The sequence below is a fragment of the Cyclobacterium sp. 1_MG-2023 genome (assembly GCF_030546805.1).
Lineage (GTDB): Bacteria > Bacteroidota > Bacteroidia > Cytophagales > Cyclobacteriaceae > Cyclobacterium.
In genome coordinates this window covers 100,094-122,282 of record NZ_JAUOPC010000002.1, presented here as the reverse complement: position 1 = coordinate 122,282, position 22,189 = coordinate 100,094, and the positions used below count along the sequence as shown (strand labels likewise).

Sequence of the window (22,189 nt, the reverse complement as noted above, 5' to 3'; positions counted from 1 at the left end):
TTTACTTTGATATAAAAAACGGAAAGTCAACCTATCTGAAGAAACCTTAAAGAATATTAACGAAGCAAAATTTTGGGATTAATTATGGATCGGCTATTGATATTTCAACAATTACCGGTTAGCTCTTCCTTCTAAACCAAATAAATTCCTGTCTATTCATACAACATGATCTCAGCCCAAGAAAGCCGAAAAAAGACAGGGCTTATTTGGCTTTTACCCGACTTTTCTCCTATCAGCATTGATTCCAAAGCCAAAAAAATAAAATTGATTCAACCTTGTTTGATTAGGCTACAGTTTTCTCCAAGCCTCAAGAATTACTTGTATGTGATACAAATCACCTTTACGGGGTTTGATAGCTGGTAAATTTGCTTTAGACAAAAAATGAAAATGTGAAAGATTATTCTAAAATATTTATTGTATTGGCTCGAGGTCTTTTAAGCTTGTCCTTATTGTTGGTGACCCTTAGCATTTTTCTTGGGGCATTACTATTCCTAGGCTTTTATTCTACTCCTTCTAGCTTCCAAGTGGGCACGCAGGTTCCCCAAGGTGGGATTATAAAGGATAGTACAAAAGAAATGGTAACAGAAGATAACTGGACAGCACCGGACAAGACTGCAATGGAAAAAGCTCCTAATGCGGCGCAGTTAAGCTATGGACAGGAACTCATTTCCCATACTTCAGAATACCTTGGCCCGGAAGGTAAGGTACTCCACATCTCCAATGGAATGAACTGTCAAAATTGTCATCTTGAAGCAGGAACCATACCCTTTGGCAATAACTTCAGCGGAGTTGCTGCCAACTACCCTAAAATAAGGGCAAGATCAGGACTATCAGAAGGCATCCCTAAAAGAATTAATGATTGCTTTCAAAGAAGTTTGAACGGAGAAGCTTTAGATCCCAGCAGTGAAGAAATGAAGGCAATGGTAGCCTATATAAAATGGCTTGGGAAAGATGTTCCTAAAGGACACAAACCTAAAGGTTCTGGTATTTACCAATTGGGTTTATTGAACCGCGCAGCAGACCCTATTCAGGGAAAAACTATATATGAAAAAAAATGCAATACTTGTCATGGAACAGAAGGGCAAGGATTGAAAGCCATTTCCAGTACTTCCTACATTTACCCTCCACTTTGGGGACCTTCCAGTTATAATGATGGTGCAGGTTTGTACCGTTTGTCACGGTTTGCAGGCTATGTTAAAGCCAATATGCCTTTGGGTGCATCCTTTAAAAGGCCTCTTCTCAGTGATGAGGAGGCTTGGGACCTTGCAGCCTATGTCAATTCCATGCCTAGACCTAATAAAGACCTCTCAGGAGACTGGCCGGATATCAGTAAAAAACCAATGGACCATCCATTTGGTCCCTATGCGGATGAGTTTTCCGAAAAGCAGCACAAATATGGTCCATATCAAGAAATCATAGCTGCAAGAAAATAAGGAATAATGAAAAAGATATTTACATTGTTGATTGTAATGCTACTTTGGGATTCCGGCTATGCTCAGCAGGATTCTACACTTTGGAAACCAGAGATGAGTATAGGACTTCGCTCCTATTTTATGAGCACATCTTACGCAGAAGATTACAAAAATGAACATGCCTGGGGGCAAATGGCCAAACTTTCGTTAATAAGCAAGCTGCCCTATCATTTCAGAATAAAAGCAGAGTACTTGGGTTTCCTTAAAATTTTAAGTTCTGATTTTGGCACCCTTGATTCTCAAGTACCCAATTTAAACCGATATGAGGTAGGGCTATTTGATGTAAATCATTTGGATAGGACTGTCTTTGGCAAAATAGGCAACCTCCACTTGAATTACGCTTATGCCAACTTTAAAGCAAAACTTGGACGTATGGAAGTAAACACCCCCTTTATCAATGCACAAGATGGGCGTTTAAGTCCCACTTACGTGGAAGGCATCAACTGGGAAATTCAAATAAATCCTGTTATTTCTATAAACCACCACCTGATTACAGGAATATCTCCACGATCTACAGGAAATTGGTTTGCTATTGGTGAAAGTGTTGGTATGTATCCGGTTGGGAGAGATGAAACCGGTCAACCTTCCGGATATTTTGGAAACACCAAGTCAGATTTCATCCATATATTGGACTTGAAATTAAACCTTAATTCGGCCTCCACCTTACTTTTAAACCATACCTTGGTAAATAATATTTACAGCACCTACCTGACACAATGGGATAAAAACTGGGAGCTACCCAACAGCAACTTGCAAGGGTTTAGTGGGCTTCAGGCGACCATCCAGCATGGCATTGGCGAGGGTGGCAATGAAGATATAAGTTTGAGGTATAAAAATCCTGAGGATTTGAATTGGATTCTGAGTGGCAGACTGGGAATCAAATCCCAAAGAAACCTATGGCATGTAAATTACACGAAAATGCAGGGGAATGGACGGTTTTTAAGCCCTAGAGAGTGGGGAAAAGATCCTTTCTACACTTTTATCCCAAGAGAAAGAAATGAGGGCCTTGGCCAAGTTGATGCCATCAGCACCTATTTTCAGCATACTTTTCCTAAAAACCCCTTGCAATTGTACAGCTATCTGGGTATATATTTTCTTCCTGATCCTTCTAATCCAGAGAAAAACAAATACGCCATGCCCAGCTATGCTCAGGCCAATCTAGGAGCACGCTATGTACCAAAAAATTGGATGAAAGGCCTGAACTTTCATTTGATTTTAATGGGCAAAACAGCTTTGGATCAGGATAATCTCCGACCTGCTTGGGTGTACAATAAGGTCAACCTTATTCATACAAACCTTATAATTAATTATACATTACCGAGTAAATAATTATTCCAGAACAGCCTAGATAGCAAAGAATCAAGGCTTTAAAGCATCATTCCTTTCTCCAAGGGAAATAAACTAATCAATGAAGTACAATTTGTATTAAAATTAAGGCTGTCAACTGGGTTTTTACAGCTGACAATTGATAATTACCTTGGTTCACCGTTTTAACCCTCAAACGGTGGTGTGCCATTGGCTATCATTTTACAGTCTCTACCAAGATCCCTGCACTTATCCTCATTTAGTCATTCCGTTATCCTTCATAATTAAGTAAACAAGCTTTTCCTTAAAGTGAGGTATTTTAAAACCTTCATTGCTCACATTATCGCAGAAGCCATTGGATATACGTTCAGTCCCTTAAACCCGAAATAATTTATTAGGTGCTGAATTCACTTCAAAATCTACCACTTCACTGCTGTTTTTAATTTCACCATAACGATGCTATAATAAAACTTCCAAACAACCTGACTTTTTTTTCGATTACAGCACTTTCTGAGAAAATTCAGGAAATCCTAATACAAAATCCGGGTTAAAAATATTCAGGATGAATATTTTGTCTTCTAAAAAACGATACTGTTACTTTTATAAAATTGGGCAGAAACTTCAAACAATAACCAAACAAAGCTGACGTCAATAGTAAATTATTTCACCTCAATACTCCCTCGCTAAGGACTGAAAATAAAAATTAATAGTCAAGAATTGCCTTCCTTTTCACAATTCATTACCATCTTATTTTAGGAACGAGAAGACACTGAATGCATCCAATAAAAAAGGCCTTCCCAAGCGGAGGGAAGGCCTAAAAAAATGTTATTTCAATAATTCAATTATTTATAAATGGCATCTGAGTTTACTTGCCCATCTGTATTGAGGTACCAATCTTCGTAAGAAAGCCCTCCTGACTTGGCCCATTCAGAAAATCTGGTATAAGCTTTTGTAAAGTCCACTTTTTCTTGGGTATAAGAAATACTTTGTGGGATATGCAGTGCCCAGTTAAATCCTTTACTGCTTGTGAAATAAGTACCCTCACCGATTGCGCTAATATCATCTGCTGTGCTGAACCACTCAGTATCCATAAGGTCTGTAGGTTCCATATTCATCAGGTGAACTTCTCTTCCCCTGTCCTGATTGATAATCATAAATGGGTTATAAGGAGCAGCTCCTAGGTCCGCTTTTCTTACAGACTCTTTGAATACGATCTTAACAGTAACTGTATCTGTACTGTGTTGGGTATTGCCGGCAATCACATTTGCCATCACAGGAAGTTCATCATTCACATCATCCATTACAATGATTGTAGCCAATTCCTGTCCTTGCTCCACTCCGCTTGACAAAGTCTTGATAGCACCCGTACTCAACCTGGTTCCTTCCACACTCAACACTTGATCTGAAGACACCGGTAATTGAATCCCAAAACCATTGCGATAGCCTGCTCCTGTGGCTCTAACTACTGTAGTCAAATTTATTTCTTTGATACGGTTATTGCTATTTGAAACTTCATTTACATTGTAATCAATCACCAAATCATTCATGTCATAATCTCCGAAACTAGGCCATAAATCTTCAAACAACAGGGTTCCAAAAGTATTTTCTCCGGGAGAATAGTTATTGAATGCTCTTTCAGGATCTTCAGGATACTCATCTTCACTATCTGCTACTCCATCTTCATCTTTATCCTTCACGTCGGTGTCTATCGGCACATAATCTGTCAAGTCTACACTTGTAATCGGGTTCCAAGAGGCATAGAACATCACATCATTAAAATCATGGTCACAACTTCTGTAATCTCTGCGGATATCTTCCCAGCCCATTAATAGGATTTGCTCCGTAGCATCATATAAAAACACCATTTGATCTCTAAGCTCCTCCTCTTCATTAAAAGTATTTAAACTTTTGTCAGCATAGAAGACGCCATTGCCGTAGGTCAAGTTTCCTCCTTGCCAGCCATTGGAAATCAAAAACCAACCGATATAGGTATCTTTTTCAAAAGCGCCATCTTTAGGCCCTACTAGTTTCACTTTATTTCCCGAGCGTAACACACCAGATTGGGCATTTGGGAAAATAATTGTTTTATTTTTTATATCATCTGCAGTTTTGGGAGCTTCTCCTTCCTTGTACCAATAATAGCCAATGGCATTTCTATAGCTTCCTCCTGTATGTACATAAGTCACCCAAACTTCAGCCTCTTCACTGACAAAAAGTTCCCTTTTGTATTTATCACTAATCGCTTCTGGATTACTTTTTCTAAGATCTTCATTCTCAGGAAGACTAGCGTTTATATTTTTCAAGAGTTGATCGCTGATTTTATCGGAATCTACTAGGTACTTTGGTTTACCATTTGAGGACCAAGAACCGAGCGTCATAAATGTTTCACTGCTGGCAGAAATTCTTTCATTAGCATTTGTTGTCGTTGTTTCAAAATAATCGTCTGCTAAAATGGAAGGATTTGCTGCATCAAAACTATAATTAATTCGCCCACCGGAAACCGGCACTATAGCCATAGGTTCAACCCCTATATAATCGGAAGTAATAAAAACCTCCTCTAGGTAACTTGGAAGATCTATAGTGATAGAAGCACTACCTTGTTCGTCCAACTGAACGGTTTGCAATAAAGTCCCCTCTTTATAAGGGTTACCTTTGTATATTTTATACACCACATTTGACAAAGGGGCATTATCACTTCCCTTTGCTGAAAGGTTAATATTAACTGAAGAGGTAGTTGAAAAATCAAATCCTGAAGGGATATTTAATCCAAGTTGATCATCCTGAGTCACCGTTTCGGAAATTTCATTGATTGGGTCGCAGGCAAATAATGAGGCCGCAAATCCAAAAATCAGAAGTAAGCTATTATTTTTCATATCTATAAGTTTTAAAATTTTTCTTTTTCGAATGATACAAAACTATAATATTAAGCGCTTGAGAAGTAAAAAACTCGTTAGACAGCTTCTTTTGATAGGTGAATTCCAAAATTCAGCAGATGAATTGATTTCTTCTTATTTAAAAAATCAGGCCTGATTAGGTATAGTTATTTCCTCAATTTGAAAAAGTAAGGCTAAAAAAAACCATTTCTACGAAGGGATATCAACAGTAGAAATGGCTTAAATATAAAAGATGCGATAGACTATCTATTATGAGCTAAAACCGCTTAAAAATCAGACTTGGTAAGTTTTTTCAACCCTGTCTGTCGGTAAGAAGGGTTACCATAGCAACGCAATGATAAAATACCCGAGCAACCTGTTTTCCATGCGATTACGCCTCTTATTACGAATCCTATTACATAATCCGAGTTAAATGTAAAGGTTATATCACCCACCTAGTATAGAATAGCCCTAGGGGCTGATTTGTTATGCAGCTTTAATAAAATGATACTATCTATTCTTCTTCACCAAAAACGGCATTCTCAGGTTTGGAATAAAAACCTTCCGGTTGGGATTCTTGGGATAAACTGATTGTATTAAAATCGACCCTGTTTCTTTCTTCTCCTACTTGTCCTTCTTCAGCTGTGTACCAAGCAATAGATGTGGGAAGAAGAACTCCACTTTCTTCAGACCATTTGTCATAACTGATAAAATTAGGCCATTCCGGCTTTTTATCCTTTCCAAATGTAGCCTTATAGGCAAGCCAGGCCATTTGATAAGTTTCCGGATCATAGTATAGATAATATTCATCACTGGAAGAATTTCCTACCCCAGGTTCAAAGGTGATTTTAATTCCCTGATAAGTTTCCCCTCTTATCTCTTTGTCTGCAGTTTTTTCATAGTTCAAACCTTCATCTGCAAGTACAAATGGCATGGCATAAAAGTAAAACATAAGGTCATGCATAAAAGTGGGATTCCTTTCATATTTCCCTTCTTTGTTTAAAACCCATGCTTTATTCCCATCGAAGCCAATTTCATAATCAGAAGTGGTTATTTTATCCATTCGGCTGTGTAGGTCAACCGTGTGCTTTTGGCCGTCCACAGGATCTCCAATTGTAAAATTTAATGTTCTTCCCTTTTTCCATTGGTCGATTCCTCCATGAGCTTCAAGAACTTTAGCAAAATCTGTGGGATATTGGCTTTGGTCTTGATTTTCAGTATTTTTCTGACAAGCCACCATAAGGCCTGAGAGAAAAATCATTATAAACAGTTTTTTCATAATTGTGGTTTTGATTTTAGTTAATCAATGTACGGTAAACTCAGTCCAATAGTTGATCCTTTTGCAATCGGTTATGAACGCAGGATAAATAATTTATATTGTTCCTCGATATTATTATAGACCCCCTTCGTATTCATTGCTATTTTCGCGCTACAAAGCGAAAGGTATTCTTCAAGAAAAAAGGCCAATCAATTTTAGGTGGAGTGATTTAGTTTATTAATCAACTGACTTGGATTGATTGATGTATTTTTACTGCATGGTTCTTTTTAAATTGTCACAAAGGACTGCTGTCGCAATCGCAACATTCAAAGACTCCGCTTCACCATATGCTGGAATGGTTAATTTTTGGGTAACAATTTTTTCAAGTTGACCAGAAATCCCATTGGATTCATTCCCCATCAGTAAAACCCCGGTGGCTGCCTTTTCTAGCTGGTGAACATCCATCCCTTCCAAGAAAGCACCATATACAGGAAGATTGGATGTCGTTATTTTCTCAACCAAGTCTACATATTCAAAGCTTAGCCTAGTGAAGGATCCCATACTGGCATTTAAAACTTTTGGGTTGTAGACATCAGCGGTGTTTTTCGATAGCAATATTTTTTTGATTCCGTACCAATCTGCAATTCGAATAATTGTCCCCAAATTCCCGGGGTCTCTAACATCATCTAGCGCAAGAATCAATTGGTCTTTCTCAAGTGTCAAAGGTTTATTCTCCTTAATTTTGGCCACTGCAAGTGCCTGATCATTGGTTGAGAAAGTACCCAATGAAGACAATTCTTTAGGTTTTACCTCAATCTTAGTTCCGGGAAAACCGATAAGCAGCGAGGCGTTTTCTTCTCGGTATTTTTCGGTAAAAAGTAGATGGCTAACCGCATAATTGGAAAGCAATAATTCCGTTACATTTTTAGCTCCTTCCACAAAAAAAGCACTTTCTTGTTTACGGAATTTTTTCTGGTGCAAGGATTTAATAAACTTAACTGTATTTTTGCTTAGCATTAGCCATGAGTGTTGTAGTGAAGAAGACCAAATATATAAATTTTCTTTTTTTGATCCATTTGTTATGGAGCTGTTCTCTGACAAGAGGGCTCCAAGAGGGTGAACTATTGCTCACTGATGTTAGCACCCAGGGCATTGATAATAGTGAAGGAGAGGCAATCAAGAATCTTATCCAGCAAAAGCCTAACACAAGAATCCCGTTGATAAATATTTCTCCGGGAGTGATGGTATACAACTTGGGCAATGCATTCTATGACAGCAGTAAAATCGCCAACAAACTTCAGGAAGCCGAGCAACTGATGCAAAGTTCTGCGGAAAAAATTAGGCAAGGAAACACTTCTACAAAAGTAGAAAAAAGATACAACAAGCTTAATAATAAAATAAATGGCCTCGAAAAAAAACTTGAATATGGCAATTGGTTCATGCGTACCGGTAATGCCAAAGTTGTTTTAGACAGCGTAAAAACTGCCACCTCTGCACAGCAGATCGCTATTTACCTTCAAAATAACGGCTTTTTTGATGCAAAGGTGAAAACAGAAATTGACAGCAACAAACAAAAAGCCAAGCTCACCTATTTAATCACGGAAAACAGCCCTTATATTATAGATAGCCTGTTCAACACCAATGCGGACACCATATTAAATGGTATTTTGAAAGCCAATCAAAGGCATTCTCTTTTAAAAAATAGTGAGAGGTATAGTCAATCGAATGTAACTAAAGAAAGGCAAAGAATAGAAGATGTATTGAAAGCAAATGGGTACTATACATTTTCTAAGTCCTATATTGAATACAATGTTTACAAAGACACTGTTGAGAAGCACGTTGTAGTGGAACAAATCATCAATAAGCCAAACTCGGGTGAAAACCATGAGAAATACACGCTGGACTCGATAACTTTTTCAATTGCACCTCCAAGTGATCTAATTACTGATGAAAAAGAACAAACTTTCTGGAATGACATCAGGTTTTCTATGTACCAAGACAATTATTCAGAAAAAATAATCAGTTCGCGAATTTTTCTCCATAAAGGTGATTTATACAATAAGAATGAAGTCATAGAAACCCAGCGACAACTGGCCAACTTGGATATGTTTAGGTTTGTAAACATATCTTTTGACACCTTAGGTAATGTGATCAACACGAATATTTTCACCAGGCCCAATCAAAAGTTTCAAATAACTAATCAGCTTGGGGCTAGTGTCACCGAACAACTTCCAGGACCATTTTTTAGTCATTCACTGCAAAACAGGAATATTTTCAAAGGTTTGGAAATATTTGAGTTTAATTTCAGAGCCGGTTTAGAGGGGGTTGCTTCTGCCACCACAGAGGGCGGAGTATACAGGAGCCGAGAACTTTCAACTTCTGCTTCTATAATTTTCCCTCAATTTTTGGTACCATTTAATTTCGGAACCCTAGAAAAGTTTGGTCGGTATAATCCCAGAACCAGAACCTTATTGGGGTACAGTTTTGTAAATCGGCCGGAATATACGAGGGAGGCATTGAATACCATTTTGGCCTACAATTGGGGTACAAGAAACCTGAAACAACAGTTTTCTGTCAACCTACTTGATGCCAACCTTATCCGGTCTGATTTGGATTCAGTATTCAGGGAACGCCTTGAAGAACTACAAGATCAAGGCAATAATCTGATCAATTCATTTCTCCCCTCCTATGTAAGTAGTATTTCCGGTCAGGTAATCATCAATTTTAATCAGTATGGATTGTTTCAGAAAAATGAAGCTTCCATGTGGCGGCTTTTTGTGGAGAGTGGGGGCACCACTTTCAACTGGATTGACCCTGAAAAATTTGGAGACAACAGTTTAAATTACTTTCAATTTTTAAAATTCCAGTCCGACTTTAGAAAATACATTCCCCTGACCAACAAAAGCACCTTTGCCTACAGACTTAACTTAGGTTTGGCCAAGCCCTATGGTATCAGTGGCGGAGTATTACCCTATGAAAAGTATTTCTTTGCCGGCGGAAGTACGAGCATTAGGGCTTGGCAACCACGAAGACTAGGCCCGGGCAGCTTTACCCCGGACCTAGATGAAGATGGAACCTTTGATTACCGGTTTGAACAACCCGGAGAAATATTATTTGAGGCGATGTTTGAGTACCGAAGAAAATTATTCGGTTATTTTGACGGAGCCATATTTGTGGATGCCGGAAATACCTGGACCTTTGCTGTTGATCCTTCACGGGAAGGAACTGATTTTAAAATCAATCGTTTTTATAAAGAAATTGCCGTAGGCACTGGTGTAGGGTTGAGAATGGATTTTGAATTTTTGGTTTTGAGGCTGGATATGGGGATTAAAGCCTATGATCCTGCCAGGCCAGAAAAAGAAAGGTTTATTCTCGATAAACTTTCTCTCAAAAACCCTTTAGGCGAGAAAGGGCAACAAGTATTTAATATTGGTATAGGCTATCCTTTTTAACACCATTAATTTAACCATTTAGCATGGAAAAAATAAGCAAAGAAATCATCGCAGAAAGATTTCAAAAAATACAACAACATATTTGTGAAGCCTTAGAAAAAGAAGATGGAATAGGTGAATTTAAAACAGACCTTTGGGAAAGACCTCAAGGTGGCGGTGGGGCTACAAAAGTATTAGCGGATGGAAAAATTATCGCCAAAGGTGGGGTGGCATTTTCTGCCGTTCATGGCCCAACACCGGAAAAAATATTAAAAAAGCTTTCTCTGGAAGAAGCTGATTTTTTTGCAACAGGGGTGTCTATTGTAATCCATCCAATAAACCCTATGGTTCCAATTATCCATATGAACATCCGTTATTTTGAGATGAGCAATGGCACCTATTGGTTTGGAGGGGGAATTGACTTGACCCCTCACTTTGTAGATTTAGAAGATGCGCGTTATTTTCATAAGCAGCTCAAAGCACACTGTGATGCTTATGAGGCTAGCTATTATGATAAGTTTAAGCAATGGGCAGATGATTATTTTTACATTCCCCACAGAAAGGAAACCAGAGGGGTTGGAGGCATCTTTTTTGACAGGCTTAGTGCCAATGAAAAAATGCCTTTCTCTAAGTTGCTTTCTTTTGTTGAGGGATTAGGCTATTTATTTCCTAAAATTTATTGTCATTTTATGGCCAAAAACCATAAGCTCCCTTTTGGTGAGCAAGAGCTCAAATGGCAAGCCTTGAGGCGAGGTAGGTATGTAGAGTTTAATTTGGTTTGGGATGCAGGAACCAAATTCGGATTGGACACCAATGGACGCACAGAAAGCATTTTAATGAGTATGCCTCCGGAAGCCAACTGGGTTTATAACCAAACACCTGAAGCAGGAAGTGACGCCTCAAAAACACTTAAACTTTTGAAGAAGGGAATCAACTGGATTAAAGCTTAATCAATGATTGATAGCATCGCACACTGGGACGAACAGCTTTTCCTTTTCTTGAATCAAATTCACGCTTCATGGCTGGATCCTGTAATGCTGCTCATTACCGGAAAATACATATGGATACCTTTCTATATTTTCTTACTATTTCTTCTCATTAGGGAATACAAAAAGGACAGTATTTGGTACATCCTAGGCCTGATTCTGGTAATTTTATTGGCCGATCAATTTACTTCCGGTTTTATGAAACCATTTTTTGAAAGATTACGCCCCTGTCATGATCCTCGCTGGCAAGGCATGATATTAAATTATTCGGGTTGTGGTGGTTTATATGGCTTTGCCTCATCCCATGCAGCCAATACTTTTGGCCTAGCTGCCTATTTTCAAAAGGTAGGAGGCAAAAAGATCCCAAATTTTAGCTGGTTATTTCTGTGGGCGGCCATAGTTTCTTATACCAGGATATATTTAGGGGTTCACTACCCGGGAGATGTGCTTGTTGGAGCACTGGTTGGAATTCTATCAGGTTGGCTAATTTATTGGCTAATCAGTAACCTAAAGGCAATTTGGGTAGCGCATAAATCCAAAAATCGAATCAGTAACCTTTAAGCACCCTTTGGATATATTTTCCAATAATATCAAACTCCAAGTTCACGATATCTCCAGGTTTTAATAAGTGGAAATTTGTGTTTTCATAGGTATATGGAATTATCGCGACGCTAAAACCACCCTCTTTGGAGTTAAAGCAGGTAAGGCTGGTGCCATTGACACAGATCGACCCTTTCTCTACTGTGAGATTCCCTTTGTCGGGCTGGTAAGAAAAATTAAACACCCAGCTTCCATCAACCGAATCAACGGATAAGAGTTCACCAGTTTGGTCAACATGTCCTTGAACAATGTGCCCATCAAACCTTCCATTGGCAGGCATACATCTTTCCAGATTAACCAAATGCCCCACCTTTAGTTTGCCAAGATTGGTTTTCTGTAAAGTTTCGTCTATGGCTGTAACCCTATACTCATTGGTATTGACTGCAACCACGGTTAGACAAACACCATTATGGCTAAGGGATTGATCGATTTTTAAGGCTGAGGCCAGGGAACTTTCAATATCAAAATGAATATTACTTCCTTCCTCCGTTATACCTTTAACCGTGCCAATAGCTTCTATTATTCCTGTAAACATTATTTTATTTATTTGACCATTACTACCAATAATCCTGTTTAAAAAAAGGTTACCATCCATCTCATATACATGTACGCCCCCTTCTTCTTGGATATTTAATTTCTAAACGATTGCTCAATTAGGCTGGTTCAATTTCAAATCATTGGCTATGCCCAAAGAAATGGCTAATTTCAATTGAAACCCGAAAACCTTGGTATAATTCCTGATTCGATGACAAAGTAAGGCATTTTTAGCATTAACTTAGCAATCCAATCAGAATATGAAGCATTCAAAACCATGTTTAAACTGGAAGATAGTTACTTACATAAAGGCAAAAGGAGAGCGTTAATTCAAACATTAAGAAACAAGGGTATTCACAATGAAGCCATTCTGGAAGCGTTTAATAATGTGCCCAGACATTTCTTCTTTGATTCTGCCCTACTGAGTCATGCCTATGAAGACAAGGCCTTCCCCATAGGAGAAGGGCAAACCATATCCCAGCCCTATACCGTTGCTTTTCAGACGGAGTTATTGAACATACATCAGGGAGAAAAAGTATTGGAAATAGGGACAGGTTCAGGATATCAGGCAGGAATTTTGTATTGTTTAGGAGCAAACGTTCATTCCATTGAATACAATAAGGTATTATACGAACGAACGAAAAAGTTTTTACCTAAGATTGGGGTTAAAATAAAACATTACCATGGAGATGGAAGTTTGGGTTTACCAAATCAAGCTCCTTTCGATAAAATCATTGTGACTGCAGGTGCACCAGTAGTTCCTAAAACTCTGCTTATGCAATTGAAAATAGGTGGTACCTTGGTAATACCTGTAGGGGACCGCAAAAAGCAGCAAATGTTAAAATTAACCAAGCAAACCAACAAGCAGATTTTAAAAGAATCTTTTGACAACTTTTCATTTGTTCCTCTAAGAGGAGATGAGGGTTGGGAATAAAACACCTGGCTATGAAAAAATCATTCAAGCATGTAAAGGATTCGGTGGTTACCATGACAGAAATGGTGCTTCCCAATGACACCAACACCCTAAACAACTTAATGGGGGGTAAATTGATGCATTGGATGGATGTGGTTGCAGCCATTGCTGCCCAACGTCATTCCAACTCAATTGTAGTCACCGCATCGGTAGATAATATTTCATTTAAAAACCCTATTGCTCTTGGAAACGTTGTCACTTTAAATGCACAGGTTACCCGCGCATTTAACACCTCTATGGAGGTATATATAGAAGTTTTTGCCGAGGACATACCGGCAAATAGCAAGTATGCCTCACACAAAGCATTCTTCACCTTTGTGGCCGTTGACAGTGAAGGGAAGCCTGTAAAAGTACCCGAACTAAAACCTGTTAATGATCAAGAAGTGGAACTGTACAAAGGGGCATTAAGAAGAAGACAACTTCGGCTCATTCTTGCCAAAAGAATGGACCCTAAGGATGCCACAGAATTATTAGCCCTTTTTGATATCGATGGGATCGGTCAAAAGGAATAAATTTTGTAATTTCATAAGCTTATTCCAAAAAGATGAATTTAAAAGAACTGTCATTATTTCTAACCGATGAAATCTTTGTACTCCAAGAGGAGGTCAAGGAAAAACTCACTGTAAATAAAATTGCTTCAAGGCTGGATTTGGGTTCCTCTCCTAGCCCGGAAGTAGCCACTGAGCCTGAAGCTCCGGCGATAGTAAAAGAGCATGATCCGGAACCCATTCCTTATGAAGGGGAGTTCAAGCAATCAATTCTGGTAATTTATCAGGGAGATGAGCTTAAAGAAAGCAGTAGGGCATTTCTATTAAAGATCTTCAGTGCTGTCAATCTTTCCTTAAAGGACATCGCATTGGTATCAGAGCTTTCATTGAAAGGAAGCAACGAGGACCCACTAGAACAACTTAACCCTGAAAAGATGATCCTTTTTGGGACCATATACCATCCTTTAATGGGGATGAAAAAAGAAAATTATCAAATTACACAGGAGTCCATTGGTTATTTCTTTGCAGACGATTTAGATACCTTAGAAAAAAACGTACCGCTAAAGAGAAAGCTATGGGATACATTACAAGTATTTTTCAATATTAAAAAATAGTAAAATGAAAAATGAAGAGCGGTTAGCCATATTGCACCGGTTTAGAATCGTAAGTATTACAGAGGGTATTTCCATGTTGGTCTTGGTTTTTATTGCCATGCCTTTGAAATACATTTTCGATTTACCGGCCATGGTAACTTATGTTGGTTGGATTCACGGGGTTCTTTTTATGCTATATATACTCGTGATGTTCCCAACATCCAGAAAATTACGTTGGCATTTCAGAACCGCCTTAATAGGATTAATTGCCTCTATTCTTCCTTTTGGACCATTCCTGTTCGATCGCAAATTGAGAAAGCAAGAAAAAATTATCGAGGAGAGAACTTAAGGCCATAAAACACTCATCGTATGGCAGTTATCAGCAAAAAAAAGATCGTATACCCCATAAGTGAAAACCTAAGGAAATACTTGATAAAATATGGAAGGGAAGTAGATATACCTATTCATTACAAGGAATTACTTAGGTTTACAAATTCTATTGCCCTTTATGATTTCAAAGGAAATGACACTTTGTGGGAAACTGTATTTTATGATGAATCCGATAGAAGTGAGATTCATTATAAGGTCAAAAAAATATATGCGCTCCTTAAAGCTGATGGAGACATGTCCGTCATGCAACATTTGTATGTAGACAGGATAGATCTATGCACTTATGGCAATACCCAACCATTCAGGGTTAGAATTGTCAATCGAATCAATGATAATTTTGACTATTTCTATATTAAAAATGCAGATGCATCAAGGGTATATGGCTTGGGTTTGGAGCATTTATTGTCCCCAAATAGGATTGGCTATTTGGTATATAGAAACACCCTAATAGAAGAGCATATTGCCGGAATTCCCGGGGAGCAGTTTATGAAACAGCAACTTCATGATCCTTTGCTTAATCCTATTAGACTTTCCAAGGAATTTGTAAAGTTTAATGAGCGTTGTTTTGTTAGGTTATTAGGTGATATGCATTCTTCCAATTTCGTTATTGATGTAACTCCTGATTTTGAAGAAACTCATTATAGAATCAGGTCTATAGATTTTGATCAACAATCTTATGAAGGCAAGAAAACCATTTATTTGCCACAATTTTTTAAACAGAACAATGCCTTGATCCAACTGGGGATTAAACATATTACCCAAGAATCCATGAACCAGTATCAGAAGGAGGAACGGGCATTGATCGCTACTCGATTAAAAAGTTCTCCCAAAGAAATCACCGACATACTAAACAGTATGGAGAAAGATGTACTATCCAAAGAATCCAATATCGAAACCCTTAGAAATGAATTGGCCAGACACTACAATAACCCGGCATTTCTCCGCTGTAAAAACATGGGTGCGATTTTGCGTATGAGCTTGAATCAATTAATTCACAAGTAGTGGTAGACGAGATTTAATAAAGAAATTTCACTGCTTAGAAGCTCATCTGAAAAAATTAGAATCAATTGCAGTGGAATGTATTTCGGCTTGCATACTAGGGAAGCTGAGTACATTCATTATTCTTTAAATCTTCCATCGTAGGGTTGTATAGGTTCAATTCGGTATAAAATTCATTCCAACTGCCTTCATTTTTAGCAAAATTCACCAAAGGGCAAAAATCTTTCAGTAAGGGGTTGGAATTAATCTATAATCCAAATGATTTAATAAAGTTCTCCAGGCCGATAATATTATCTAAGATTGAGTTATAGGAAATAGCCAATATTTTTGCTTCATTTAAACTCTCTAATCCATTTAAACTGCTCAGTGAACTATTAAATATCACCAACATTCTATTCTTAACTGTTTTCAAGCTAGTTAAGCCCGATAAGGAGATCAGGTTATCATTATTCCCAATTACTAAGTCATTGGATACAGTTACTAAATTATCAAGGCCAGTCAATGACTTCAATTGAGGGTTATAATCAATTCTTAAAGAACCAATTTCTTTGATATTTTCCAAACCTTCCAATGATTGTAATTTTTCATTTTCCTGAATGGTAATATTTTTCACTTCCCTAAGGCTTTTCAATTGAGACAAATTTTCAAAATCATGGGAACCAACAATAAATAAATTACCATCAATAGAGGTGTAACCTTCATCGGCAAAATCATGAAGTTCTGAAAGAGAAGTAATATAAATATTCCCCTCAAAATTAATATTTTGAATGGGCTCTTCGGTCTCTTTACAGGCGATCACGGTAAATAGACTTACTATCAAAAGTGAAACTCTCATTTTATCAAATTTAGGCATGTGAAAAAATATTTTACTTTCTATGTGATTTTTAAGCTTTGGTAAAGCAATAAATTTATTTCATAGGTTTTTGATGACCCCTTTTCAAAAAGATTATTAAAAACTAGCCCAAATAATTCGCAATTACCTTTCCTGCCAATACTGCAACCCAAAGCGTTCACGATAATAATTTATCCGGCCATTTCTAAAATATTAACCAAAACGCTCAGTGGAGTCGGACCTGAAAATTTTGTTATATTTAATCTTGGCTTTGCTGTAAAACCAATAAGACAAAAGTAGTTCTGAAATTTCAATTTTTAGCCAAACAACTAAAATACATTTCTTTAAAATTACTAGTCAGGATTAGAAGCACTATATTTTTTTTATGTTAATTGAAATTTGCCAAAGTCATTTTATTGGATTGGCATAGTTTATGGGCATATGTATACCAAAGATCAAATTATTTTTAAAGATAAATTGAAAATTATGAGCACCAAATCAGAAAAAAGAGTTTTTAAAAAACTTGGATACAATAAGAATGAATCAGAAAAAATAGTGGCTTCATTGAATCAGCTTTTGGCCAATTATCACGTCCACTATCAAAAATTAAGGAACTTCCACTGGAATGTTACAGGGGGTGACTTCTTTGATTTACATGAGAAATTTGAAGAGCTATATACTGAGTCTTTTGCAAACATTGACTTGATAGCAGAGCGAATCAGGGTATTTGGAATGACTCCTTACAGCTTAATGAAAGATTACTTAAAATATGCTGACATCAAAGAAGTAGGAACTGATCTAAGTTCTAAAGAAATGGTAAATGAAGTCCTGAAAGACTTTCAAATACTGGTAGACAATATGAATGATTGTGCCATCAAAGTTGCTGACTTGGGTGATAGTGCTACAGAAGATATGCTAATAGCATTTATAAAAAGTGTAGAATTACATCATTGGATGTTGACTTCCTTTATCAAGGAATAAAAAAAAATCCCCGAGAAATTCGGGGATTTTTTTTTACTTTATTTTTTTTGACGGATATTAATAATACCTCACATCACAGTTTGGCAATTCAGCTTTAAACTTTTCAACATTCCGATTACTTAATCTAGTGTTAAAGCAGACCAAACTTTCTAAATTTATCAGATGGGTAATTTGCTTGAGGCTTCTCACACCTGTACTGGCTATATCTAAGGTTCGCAAATCATAAAGCATTTCCAAACCTTTAAGGTTTGAAATATTTGTCCCTGACAAATTCAAGTGCTTTAGTCTTTCAAGAGCATTGAGTGGTTCTAATTCGCTTACTGCTGTATTGGAAACATTGAGGGTCTCCAAATTGGATAAAGGTGTTACTACATTCAAATCTCTAAAAGGTGACTCAGTAATTTGAAGCTCCTCTAGCATTTCTAACCTGGAAAGAGCTGAGGGGTCTTGAAGGGGAACATTCTTAATGATTAGTTCTTTCAAGTTAAAGAAAACAAGAAGCGGCTCTAAATCTAAAACATTGGCCCCAATTATTTCCATTCTTGAGCTAGCTGTTGCCTGGTGCAATGCCCAAGTATCAGGATTATCTTTTAGGTTAAAATTGGCGGAAATCAATTTCTTCCAATCTTGATTGAGACCCGTCCACCAAGATTCCAAGGCGACTGACCTGAAAATCACGTTGGTTTGGGGCAACAAACTGGCTAATTCTTGTACATCCCATTCCGGAACTTTGGTGTCATCCAAATTTATATACTCTAAAGAAGGCAGACTTTTAAGTGGTTCAACAGATTCAATATTTGTTCCCACAAAAGAAAGACGTTTAAGCCCTGTGAGCTCCTGGAGGGCATTGAGATTATTAACAGCACTATAATCTCCATGTATATGCAAGAGATTTTTCATTTCTGCCAAGGGAGAAAGATCTTCAATCATGGTGTTCTCTAGTGACAAGTAGGTAATGCTCTTAAACTTGAGTGCAGGCCTCAGATTTTTTATCTTACTATTGTCTAAATTCAAGGAATCCATATTGACCAAAGAAGAAAGGGTTTCTATGGTAGGTTTACCTTGACCTAAAGTAGGCAGTTTTTCGACCAGTACCTGATTCCAACCATCAGGAAGGGTTTGCCACCAAGTTTGGAGGTTTTCCACATTGTGGATTAATAATATACCTCTATTAGCCCTAGTAAAGATCTCAGCAGCATTTTCGGATATACTTGTCCTATCTGCATAAACTCTTTTTATTGAAGCGGAACCATTGATTGGGTCCAGTTGACTTACTTCAGTGCCATTGATATTTACCCGCCAAAGTGAAGGTAAAGATGCTAGAGGTGATAGATCCAATATATTTGTTTCTTCTAGGTTTATTTCCTCCAATTGCTTGAGCTCGGATAAAAATCCGAAATTAATCAGGTAGTTACCTTTAATGTTTAGAACCTTAAGCTGAGTTAAGTCTTTTAGGTTTTCAATATTATTGAAGCCGCTTTCTTCTAGGTCTAGAATTTCAATATTTTTAAAGTTTTCCAATACGCCAAATCCCATTAAAGGTGTTTTGGCAGCCCTAAAAGTTTTAAGATTCTTAAGGCTGGTCAATTCATCAATATTGGTCACCTTGGTCTCGGAAATATTAAGGTAAGTCAGTTTATCTGAATACTTAATAAATTGTATATCATCCGTGGGTGTGTTTGAGATATCCAGATAAGAGAGAAAAGTTATATTACTAATAGGGCTCAGTTCCTTGATCTGAGTTCGGCTAATGTCAACGTACTTTAAGTCCCTAAATACATGAATAGGTGCTATATCAACCAGAAGCTTGTTGCCCGACAAATCTAAGGTATCTAAAGCAGAAATTTTATACAGCATATCAAGCTGTACAGAATCCTCAATTATATCAAATTTTTTCCTAAGCAAGGTTTCCCACTCCAAAGATAAAGTACTCCACCATTCCAATAACTCTTCATCTCTACTAAGTTTGGTAGTATAAATACTTGCTATTTTCAGTTCATTGGAATCTCGGTCAAGGTTAATTTCTACATACCGAGGTTTTGTATTTTCTATGCTTTCATTCTCCAGGCCTAGGCCTGTCAATGTTCGGTCTAGAGATACTTCAAAAAACAATTCGTCATTGTCATTCAATTTGGGTTTCACCTCTTTGATCTTAAACTCAAATGCAGCATCTTTAAAAAAGAACTCAATGTCTTTTAGGTAAGAAACCACGCTTTTATTGGTAATAACCTGTCTATCTAAAAGTAGGTCATCCTCAATTTGCACATTTTCATCCCTGAATATTTTCTTGTAACTTTCTCTTATTATGACATCTTTGTCCCTAGCAGAAGTTTCGCCACTGCCCACTGTGTTTAGAAAATACTGCAAGAAACGAACTTGATCTTCTGCCTGCTGGCCAAATTCTTTGATTTCCTGTTTGGTATATCCTCCAAGATCCTGAGCCAGAATCAATGGAGCATTACAAAAAAATAAAATCAGGATAAATGCATTTACTTTAATCCCTGTCATAGATATAGTTCAATATAATTTCTTTGTCACCTTCCTCCAACTTCATCAAATTAGCGATCAACCAACCGGTATTAAATCCGGGTCTATTAAATTGACCTAACTCAAAATACCATTTGTCAATTTGAAAAAAGTGGAATTTGGTATCCTTAACTGTTTCAAATTTCAACCTGTTATTTTTTATTTCATAAAGAAATAATGTAAGGTAATCTGGTTGAAAACCATCCGGGGTATAAGACTCCGGTTTTGGATTGTCTACGATAGCCTTTCTAAGGTTCATAAAACCTAATTCATGGCTTAAAGGGTGAAGAAATTTTTTTTCATCGCCTTTGGGTTTATCAAATACTGCTGTAAATGGAGGGAAATTCACATTGTCTATGACCCACTCGTATCCCAAACCCTGGGGCTGTAACTTCAAAAACAGTACCACATCTTGTCTTTTACCATTATAGGTAAAAACAGTATTGAGTTCTGCGAACCAATCTCCTCCGTGAAAATTAAGATATTGGGGATAAGATTCGGAAGTAACATGACTTATAAACTCTCTTTTTAGCTCATTGCTAATCCCTGAGGTTTCATTGTCAAAAAGGATATTAATAAAAGATTTTCTTAGGGCAAGATCGTGGTATTTCTCATCGCCAGGGTTATACCTTACATCTCCTTCTTTGCTTTCCTCTGCATTAAATCGTCTGAAAAATTGATTGACTTGTTTGGTAGCGGCAGCGAATCTGCCATCATCAACAATCCGGCCGGAGCTATTGAAAGTCTGCCCCGGCGCGGAAAAAATTGATAAGATTATTGTAATTAACGTTGCAAATACTATTCTCATGCTGATGTTTCAGTCACTCTCACATCTCCCAACAACACATCCCAAAACTCAATGGTTCTACCTGAAATCTGGGTTTGTTTTTTCTCCACATAGATGGTTATATCCTTCTTGGTGGTATCCCTATAATTTAATCCGGCTTCTTGAGAAGTACCTTCAAACCTTTGGTATATGGTGATTACTCCTACATACCTTCCGTCAGGCTGTCTTTCAAGGTCGGAAATATAGTGTATATCGTACCAGCTGATGTTCACTCTATCATAATTCAGTGCCATTAGCCTTTCAAAATACCTTCTGATTTTGTAGTAAGCTACCTCATTGGTATTAACAGAGGAAACGCCCATTTCAGCATCAGGAGAAAATAGCTCTTCTGCTCTATCCATTACTCTCGTAGCTTCAGAAAACTGTGTTTCTTTACTTCCGATGATACTGATGTATTTACTTAAATCTTTAACTTTCTCTAAAGCAAGAGAGTCAATTGCTTGCTTTCTTTGGGGACTAATACTTTCATCCTGAGCGAAAACGGAGATGCTTGTTGCCAGGAAAAAGATAAGCAGGGATGGAATGTATTTTTTCATAATAACTTACTTTCTATTTTTTTATAAAATTATCTTCTTCTTAATTCTAATTCTGTGACCTTTCCTGATCCATCCATTCTGATATCGCTGATAAAGTTTAGATTTTTCTTGGTGTCTTTAAGATAGTTTAGGTACCGCTCTATGGTCGTTGGCTCATCGTAGTCTTTTGTACCTGACTCTTCATGAATTACAATTAAAACAGGAGTGTTCTGATTTGAAAACATCCCTAAAGCTTCTCTGATGGTATTGTTAGCGCTTTGAAGGTTTGAGGCATTCGCTACTGCGTTGAAATAATTTTCTAATTTCCCAACTGCTACTTCCTCTGCAGAAGGCTGAGGTTCGGGCTCGGGTTGAGGGGCAGGTTCTTCCACCGGTACGGGTTCAGGCGCAGCCTCAACCACTTTTTTCTTGCTTTTACAAGCTCCCATAGCTAATAAAACGAATAGCATAACAGTCAATGACCGCGTCAAGGGGAATTTAAGGTTCCTTTTTTTCATAAGAATTGAATGGTTTTTAAGTTAATGGTAAAGGCCATTCAGCTTGGGGAATAATTGTCGTTTAATTC

General features: G+C 37.5%; 20 protein-coding genes. 11 read left to right on the top strand and 9 right to left on the bottom strand.

Translation table 11 applies throughout. The features are described 5' to 3' along the window. Positions 1-389 precede the first annotated feature (389 nt). Positions 390-1,433 carry a c-type cytochrome gene (locus tag Q4534_RS02885; protein ID WP_303611670.1) on the top strand — a complete coding sequence of 348 codons (1,044 nt, stop codon included), beginning with the start codon at positions 390-392 and terminating at the stop codon, positions 1,431-1,433. A 6-nt stretch (positions 1,434-1,439) separates the two neighbouring features. Continuing rightward, positions 1,440-2,801: a hypothetical protein gene (locus tag Q4534_RS02880; protein WP_303611669.1), complete on the top strand. Its 1,362-nt coding sequence runs from the start codon at positions 1,440-1,442 to the stop codon at positions 2,799-2,801. An 818-nt stretch (positions 2,802-3,619) separates the two neighbouring features. Here the strand turns inward: Q4534_RS02880 and Q4534_RS02875 are convergent. From Q4534_RS02875 to Q4534_RS02865, 3 genes are all read right to left on the bottom strand, one after another. Further along, a complete protein-coding gene (locus tag Q4534_RS02875) occupies positions 3,620-5,650 on the bottom strand; it encodes an LruC domain-containing protein (protein WP_303611668.1) in 2,031 nt (676 codons plus the stop codon). A gap of 514 nt (positions 5,651-6,164) precedes the next feature. Then, positions 6,165-6,929 (bottom strand): DUF6503 family protein, encoded by a 765-nt coding sequence (locus tag Q4534_RS02870; RefSeq protein ID WP_303611667.1) that lies wholly within the window; start codon positions 6,927-6,929, stop codon positions 6,165-6,167. 249 nt (positions 6,930-7,178) lie between these two features. Next, the gene (locus tag Q4534_RS02865; protein ID WP_303611666.1) at positions 7,179-7,925 is read right to left on the bottom strand and encodes an RNA methyltransferase; all 747 of its coding nucleotides are present in this window, start codon (positions 7,923-7,925) and stop codon (positions 7,179-7,181) included. A 5-nt stretch (positions 7,926-7,930) separates the two neighbouring features. Between Q4534_RS02865 and Q4534_RS02860 the strand changes: the two genes are divergently transcribed. Genes Q4534_RS02860 through Q4534_RS02850 form a run of 3 tightly spaced genes read left to right on the top strand, consistent with a single transcriptional unit; the run spans position 7,931 to position 11,886 of the window. Beyond that, the gene (locus Q4534_RS02860) at positions 7,931-10,360 is read left to right on the top strand and encodes a BamA/TamA family outer membrane protein (RefSeq protein ID WP_303611665.1); all 2,430 of its coding nucleotides are present in this window, start codon (positions 7,931-7,933) and stop codon (positions 10,358-10,360) included. A 23-nt stretch (positions 10,361-10,383) separates the two neighbouring features. Beyond that, positions 10,384-11,289, top strand: a complete 906-nt coding sequence (gene hemF, locus Q4534_RS02855; RefSeq protein ID WP_303611664.1) for an oxygen-dependent coproporphyrinogen oxidase — start codon at positions 10,384-10,386, stop codon at positions 11,287-11,289. 3 nt (positions 11,290-11,292) lie between these two features. Further along, positions 11,293-11,886 carry a phosphatase PAP2 family protein gene (locus Q4534_RS02850; protein ID WP_303611663.1) on the top strand — a complete coding sequence of 198 codons (594 nt, stop codon included), beginning with the start codon at positions 11,293-11,295 and terminating at the stop codon, positions 11,884-11,886. Here Q4534_RS02850 and Q4534_RS02845 read toward each other — a convergent pair. After that, on the bottom strand, positions 11,873-12,460 hold the full coding sequence (locus Q4534_RS02845) for a riboflavin synthase (protein ID WP_303611662.1): 588 nt from the start codon (positions 12,458-12,460) through the stop codon (positions 11,873-11,875). The two genes, Q4534_RS02850 and Q4534_RS02845, sit on opposite strands and share 14 nt — an antisense overlap. 276 nt (positions 12,461-12,736) lie before the next feature. Here Q4534_RS02845 and Q4534_RS02840 point away from each other — a divergent pair, with 276 nt between their 5' ends. From Q4534_RS02840 to Q4534_RS02820, 5 genes are read left to right on the top strand one after another with little or no spacing between them, the layout of a single operon-like run. Further along, the gene (locus Q4534_RS02840) at positions 12,737-13,393 is read left to right on the top strand and encodes a protein-L-isoaspartate(D-aspartate) O-methyltransferase (RefSeq protein ID WP_303611661.1); all 657 of its coding nucleotides are present in this window, start codon (positions 12,737-12,739) and stop codon (positions 13,391-13,393) included. An 11-nt stretch (positions 13,394-13,404) separates the two neighbouring features. Then, on the top strand, positions 13,405-13,944 hold the full coding sequence (locus tag Q4534_RS02835) for an acyl-CoA thioesterase (protein ID WP_303611660.1): 540 nt from the start codon (positions 13,405-13,407) through the stop codon (positions 13,942-13,944). 32 nt (positions 13,945-13,976) lie between these two features. Continuing rightward, a complete protein-coding gene (locus Q4534_RS02830) occupies positions 13,977-14,534 on the top strand; it encodes a hypothetical protein (RefSeq protein WP_303611659.1) in 558 nt (185 codons plus the stop codon). Between the two features lie 4 nt (positions 14,535-14,538). Continuing rightward, positions 14,539-14,862, top strand: coding sequence for a DUF3817 domain-containing protein (locus Q4534_RS02825; RefSeq protein ID WP_303611658.1), 324 nt, complete (start codon positions 14,539-14,541; stop codon positions 14,860-14,862). A 20-nt stretch (positions 14,863-14,882) separates the two neighbouring features. Beyond that, positions 14,883-15,905: a hypothetical protein gene (locus Q4534_RS02820; protein WP_303611657.1), complete on the top strand. Its 1,023-nt coding sequence runs from the start codon at positions 14,883-14,885 to the stop codon at positions 15,903-15,905. Between the two features lie 244 nt (positions 15,906-16,149). Here the strand turns inward: Q4534_RS02820 and Q4534_RS02815 are convergent, their stop codons facing one another. Next, on the bottom strand, positions 16,150-16,737 hold the full coding sequence (locus Q4534_RS02815; RefSeq protein ID WP_303611656.1) for a hypothetical protein: 588 nt from the start codon (positions 16,735-16,737) through the stop codon (positions 16,150-16,152). 483 nt (positions 16,738-17,220) lie between these two features. On the opposite strand from Q4534_RS02815, the gene Q4534_RS02810 reads away from it, so the two are divergent. Beyond that, on the top strand, positions 17,221-17,715 hold the full coding sequence (locus Q4534_RS02810; protein ID WP_303611655.1) for a Dps family protein: 495 nt from the start codon (positions 17,221-17,223) through the stop codon (positions 17,713-17,715). A 57-nt stretch (positions 17,716-17,772) separates the two neighbouring features. Here the strand turns inward: Q4534_RS02810 and Q4534_RS02805 are convergent, their stop codons facing one another. The 4 genes from Q4534_RS02805 to Q4534_RS02790 are packed head-to-tail and all read right to left on the bottom strand — an operon-like array spanning position 17,773 to position 22,121. Further along, positions 17,773-20,223 carry a leucine-rich repeat domain-containing protein gene (locus tag Q4534_RS02805; RefSeq protein ID WP_303611654.1) on the bottom strand — a complete coding sequence of 817 codons (2,451 nt, stop codon included), beginning with the start codon at positions 20,221-20,223 and terminating at the stop codon, positions 17,773-17,775. Next, entirely contained in the window at positions 20,210-21,049 is an 840-nt protein-coding gene (locus tag Q4534_RS02800; RefSeq protein WP_303611653.1) for a hypothetical protein, read from the bottom strand. Before Q4534_RS02800 ends, Q4534_RS02805 begins: the two co-directional genes overlap by 14 nt. After that, a complete protein-coding gene (locus Q4534_RS02795; protein ID WP_303611652.1) occupies positions 21,046-21,624 on the bottom strand; it encodes a hypothetical protein in 579 nt (192 codons plus the stop codon). The genes Q4534_RS02800 and Q4534_RS02795 overlap by 4 nt, the downstream gene beginning before the upstream one ends. Positions 21,625-21,653: 29 nt before the next feature. Next, on the bottom strand, positions 21,654-22,121 hold the full coding sequence (locus tag Q4534_RS02790) for a nucleoid-structuring protein H-NS (protein ID WP_303611651.1): 468 nt from the start codon (positions 22,119-22,121) through the stop codon (positions 21,654-21,656). Positions 22,122-22,189 lie beyond the last annotated feature (68 nt).

Coding starts and splice junctions, on each gene's coding strand:
- Q4534_RS02880 (WP_303611669.1), top strand. CDS start 1,440: ATGAAAAAGATATTTACATTGTTGATTGTAATGCTACTTTGGGATTCC.
- Q4534_RS02875 (WP_303611668.1), bottom strand. CDS start 5,650: ATGAAAAATAATAGCTTACTTCTGATTTTTGGATTTGCGGCCTCATTA.
- Q4534_RS02870 (WP_303611667.1), bottom strand. CDS start 6,929: ATGAAAAAACTGTTTATAATGATTTTTCTCTCAGGCCTTATGGTGGCT.
- Q4534_RS02865 (WP_303611666.1), bottom strand. CDS start 7,925: ATGCTAAGCAAAAATACAGTTAAGTTTATTAAATCCTTGCACCAGAAA.
- Q4534_RS02860 (WP_303611665.1), top strand. CDS start 7,931: ATGAGTGTTGTAGTGAAGAAGACCAAATATATAAATTTTCTTTTTTTG.
- hemF (WP_303611664.1), top strand. CDS start 10,384: ATGGAAAAAATAAGCAAAGAAATCATCGCAGAAAGATTTCAAAAAATA.
- Q4534_RS02850 (WP_303611663.1), top strand. CDS start 11,293: ATGATTGATAGCATCGCACACTGGGACGAACAGCTTTTCCTTTTCTTG.
- Q4534_RS02845 (WP_303611662.1), bottom strand. CDS start 12,460: ATGTTTACAGGAATAATAGAAGCTATTGGCACGGTTAAAGGTATAACG.
- Q4534_RS02840 (WP_303611661.1), top strand. CDS start 12,737: ATGTTTAAACTGGAAGATAGTTACTTACATAAAGGCAAAAGGAGAGCG.
- Q4534_RS02835 (WP_303611660.1), top strand. CDS start 13,405: ATGAAAAAATCATTCAAGCATGTAAAGGATTCGGTGGTTACCATGACA.
- Q4534_RS02830 (WP_303611659.1), top strand. CDS start 13,977: ATGAATTTAAAAGAACTGTCATTATTTCTAACCGATGAAATCTTTGTA.
- Q4534_RS02825 (WP_303611658.1), top strand. CDS start 14,539: ATGAAAAATGAAGAGCGGTTAGCCATATTGCACCGGTTTAGAATCGTA.
- Q4534_RS02820 (WP_303611657.1), top strand. CDS start 14,883: ATGGCAGTTATCAGCAAAAAAAAGATCGTATACCCCATAAGTGAAAAC.
- Q4534_RS02815 (WP_303611656.1), bottom strand. CDS start 16,737: ATGAGAGTTTCACTTTTGATAGTAAGTCTATTTACCGTGATCGCCTGT.
- Q4534_RS02810 (WP_303611655.1), top strand. CDS start 17,221: ATGAGCACCAAATCAGAAAAAAGAGTTTTTAAAAAACTTGGATACAAT.
- Q4534_RS02805 (WP_303611654.1), bottom strand. CDS start 20,223: ATGACAGGGATTAAAGTAAATGCATTTATCCTGATTTTATTTTTTTGT.
- Q4534_RS02800 (WP_303611653.1), bottom strand. CDS start 21,049: ATGAGAATAGTATTTGCAACGTTAATTACAATAATCTTATCAATTTTT.
- Q4534_RS02795 (WP_303611652.1), bottom strand. CDS start 21,624: ATGAAAAAATACATTCCATCCCTGCTTATCTTTTTCCTGGCAACAAGC.
- Q4534_RS02790 (WP_303611651.1), bottom strand. CDS start 22,121: ATGAAAAAAAGGAACCTTAAATTCCCCTTGACGCGGTCATTGACTGTT.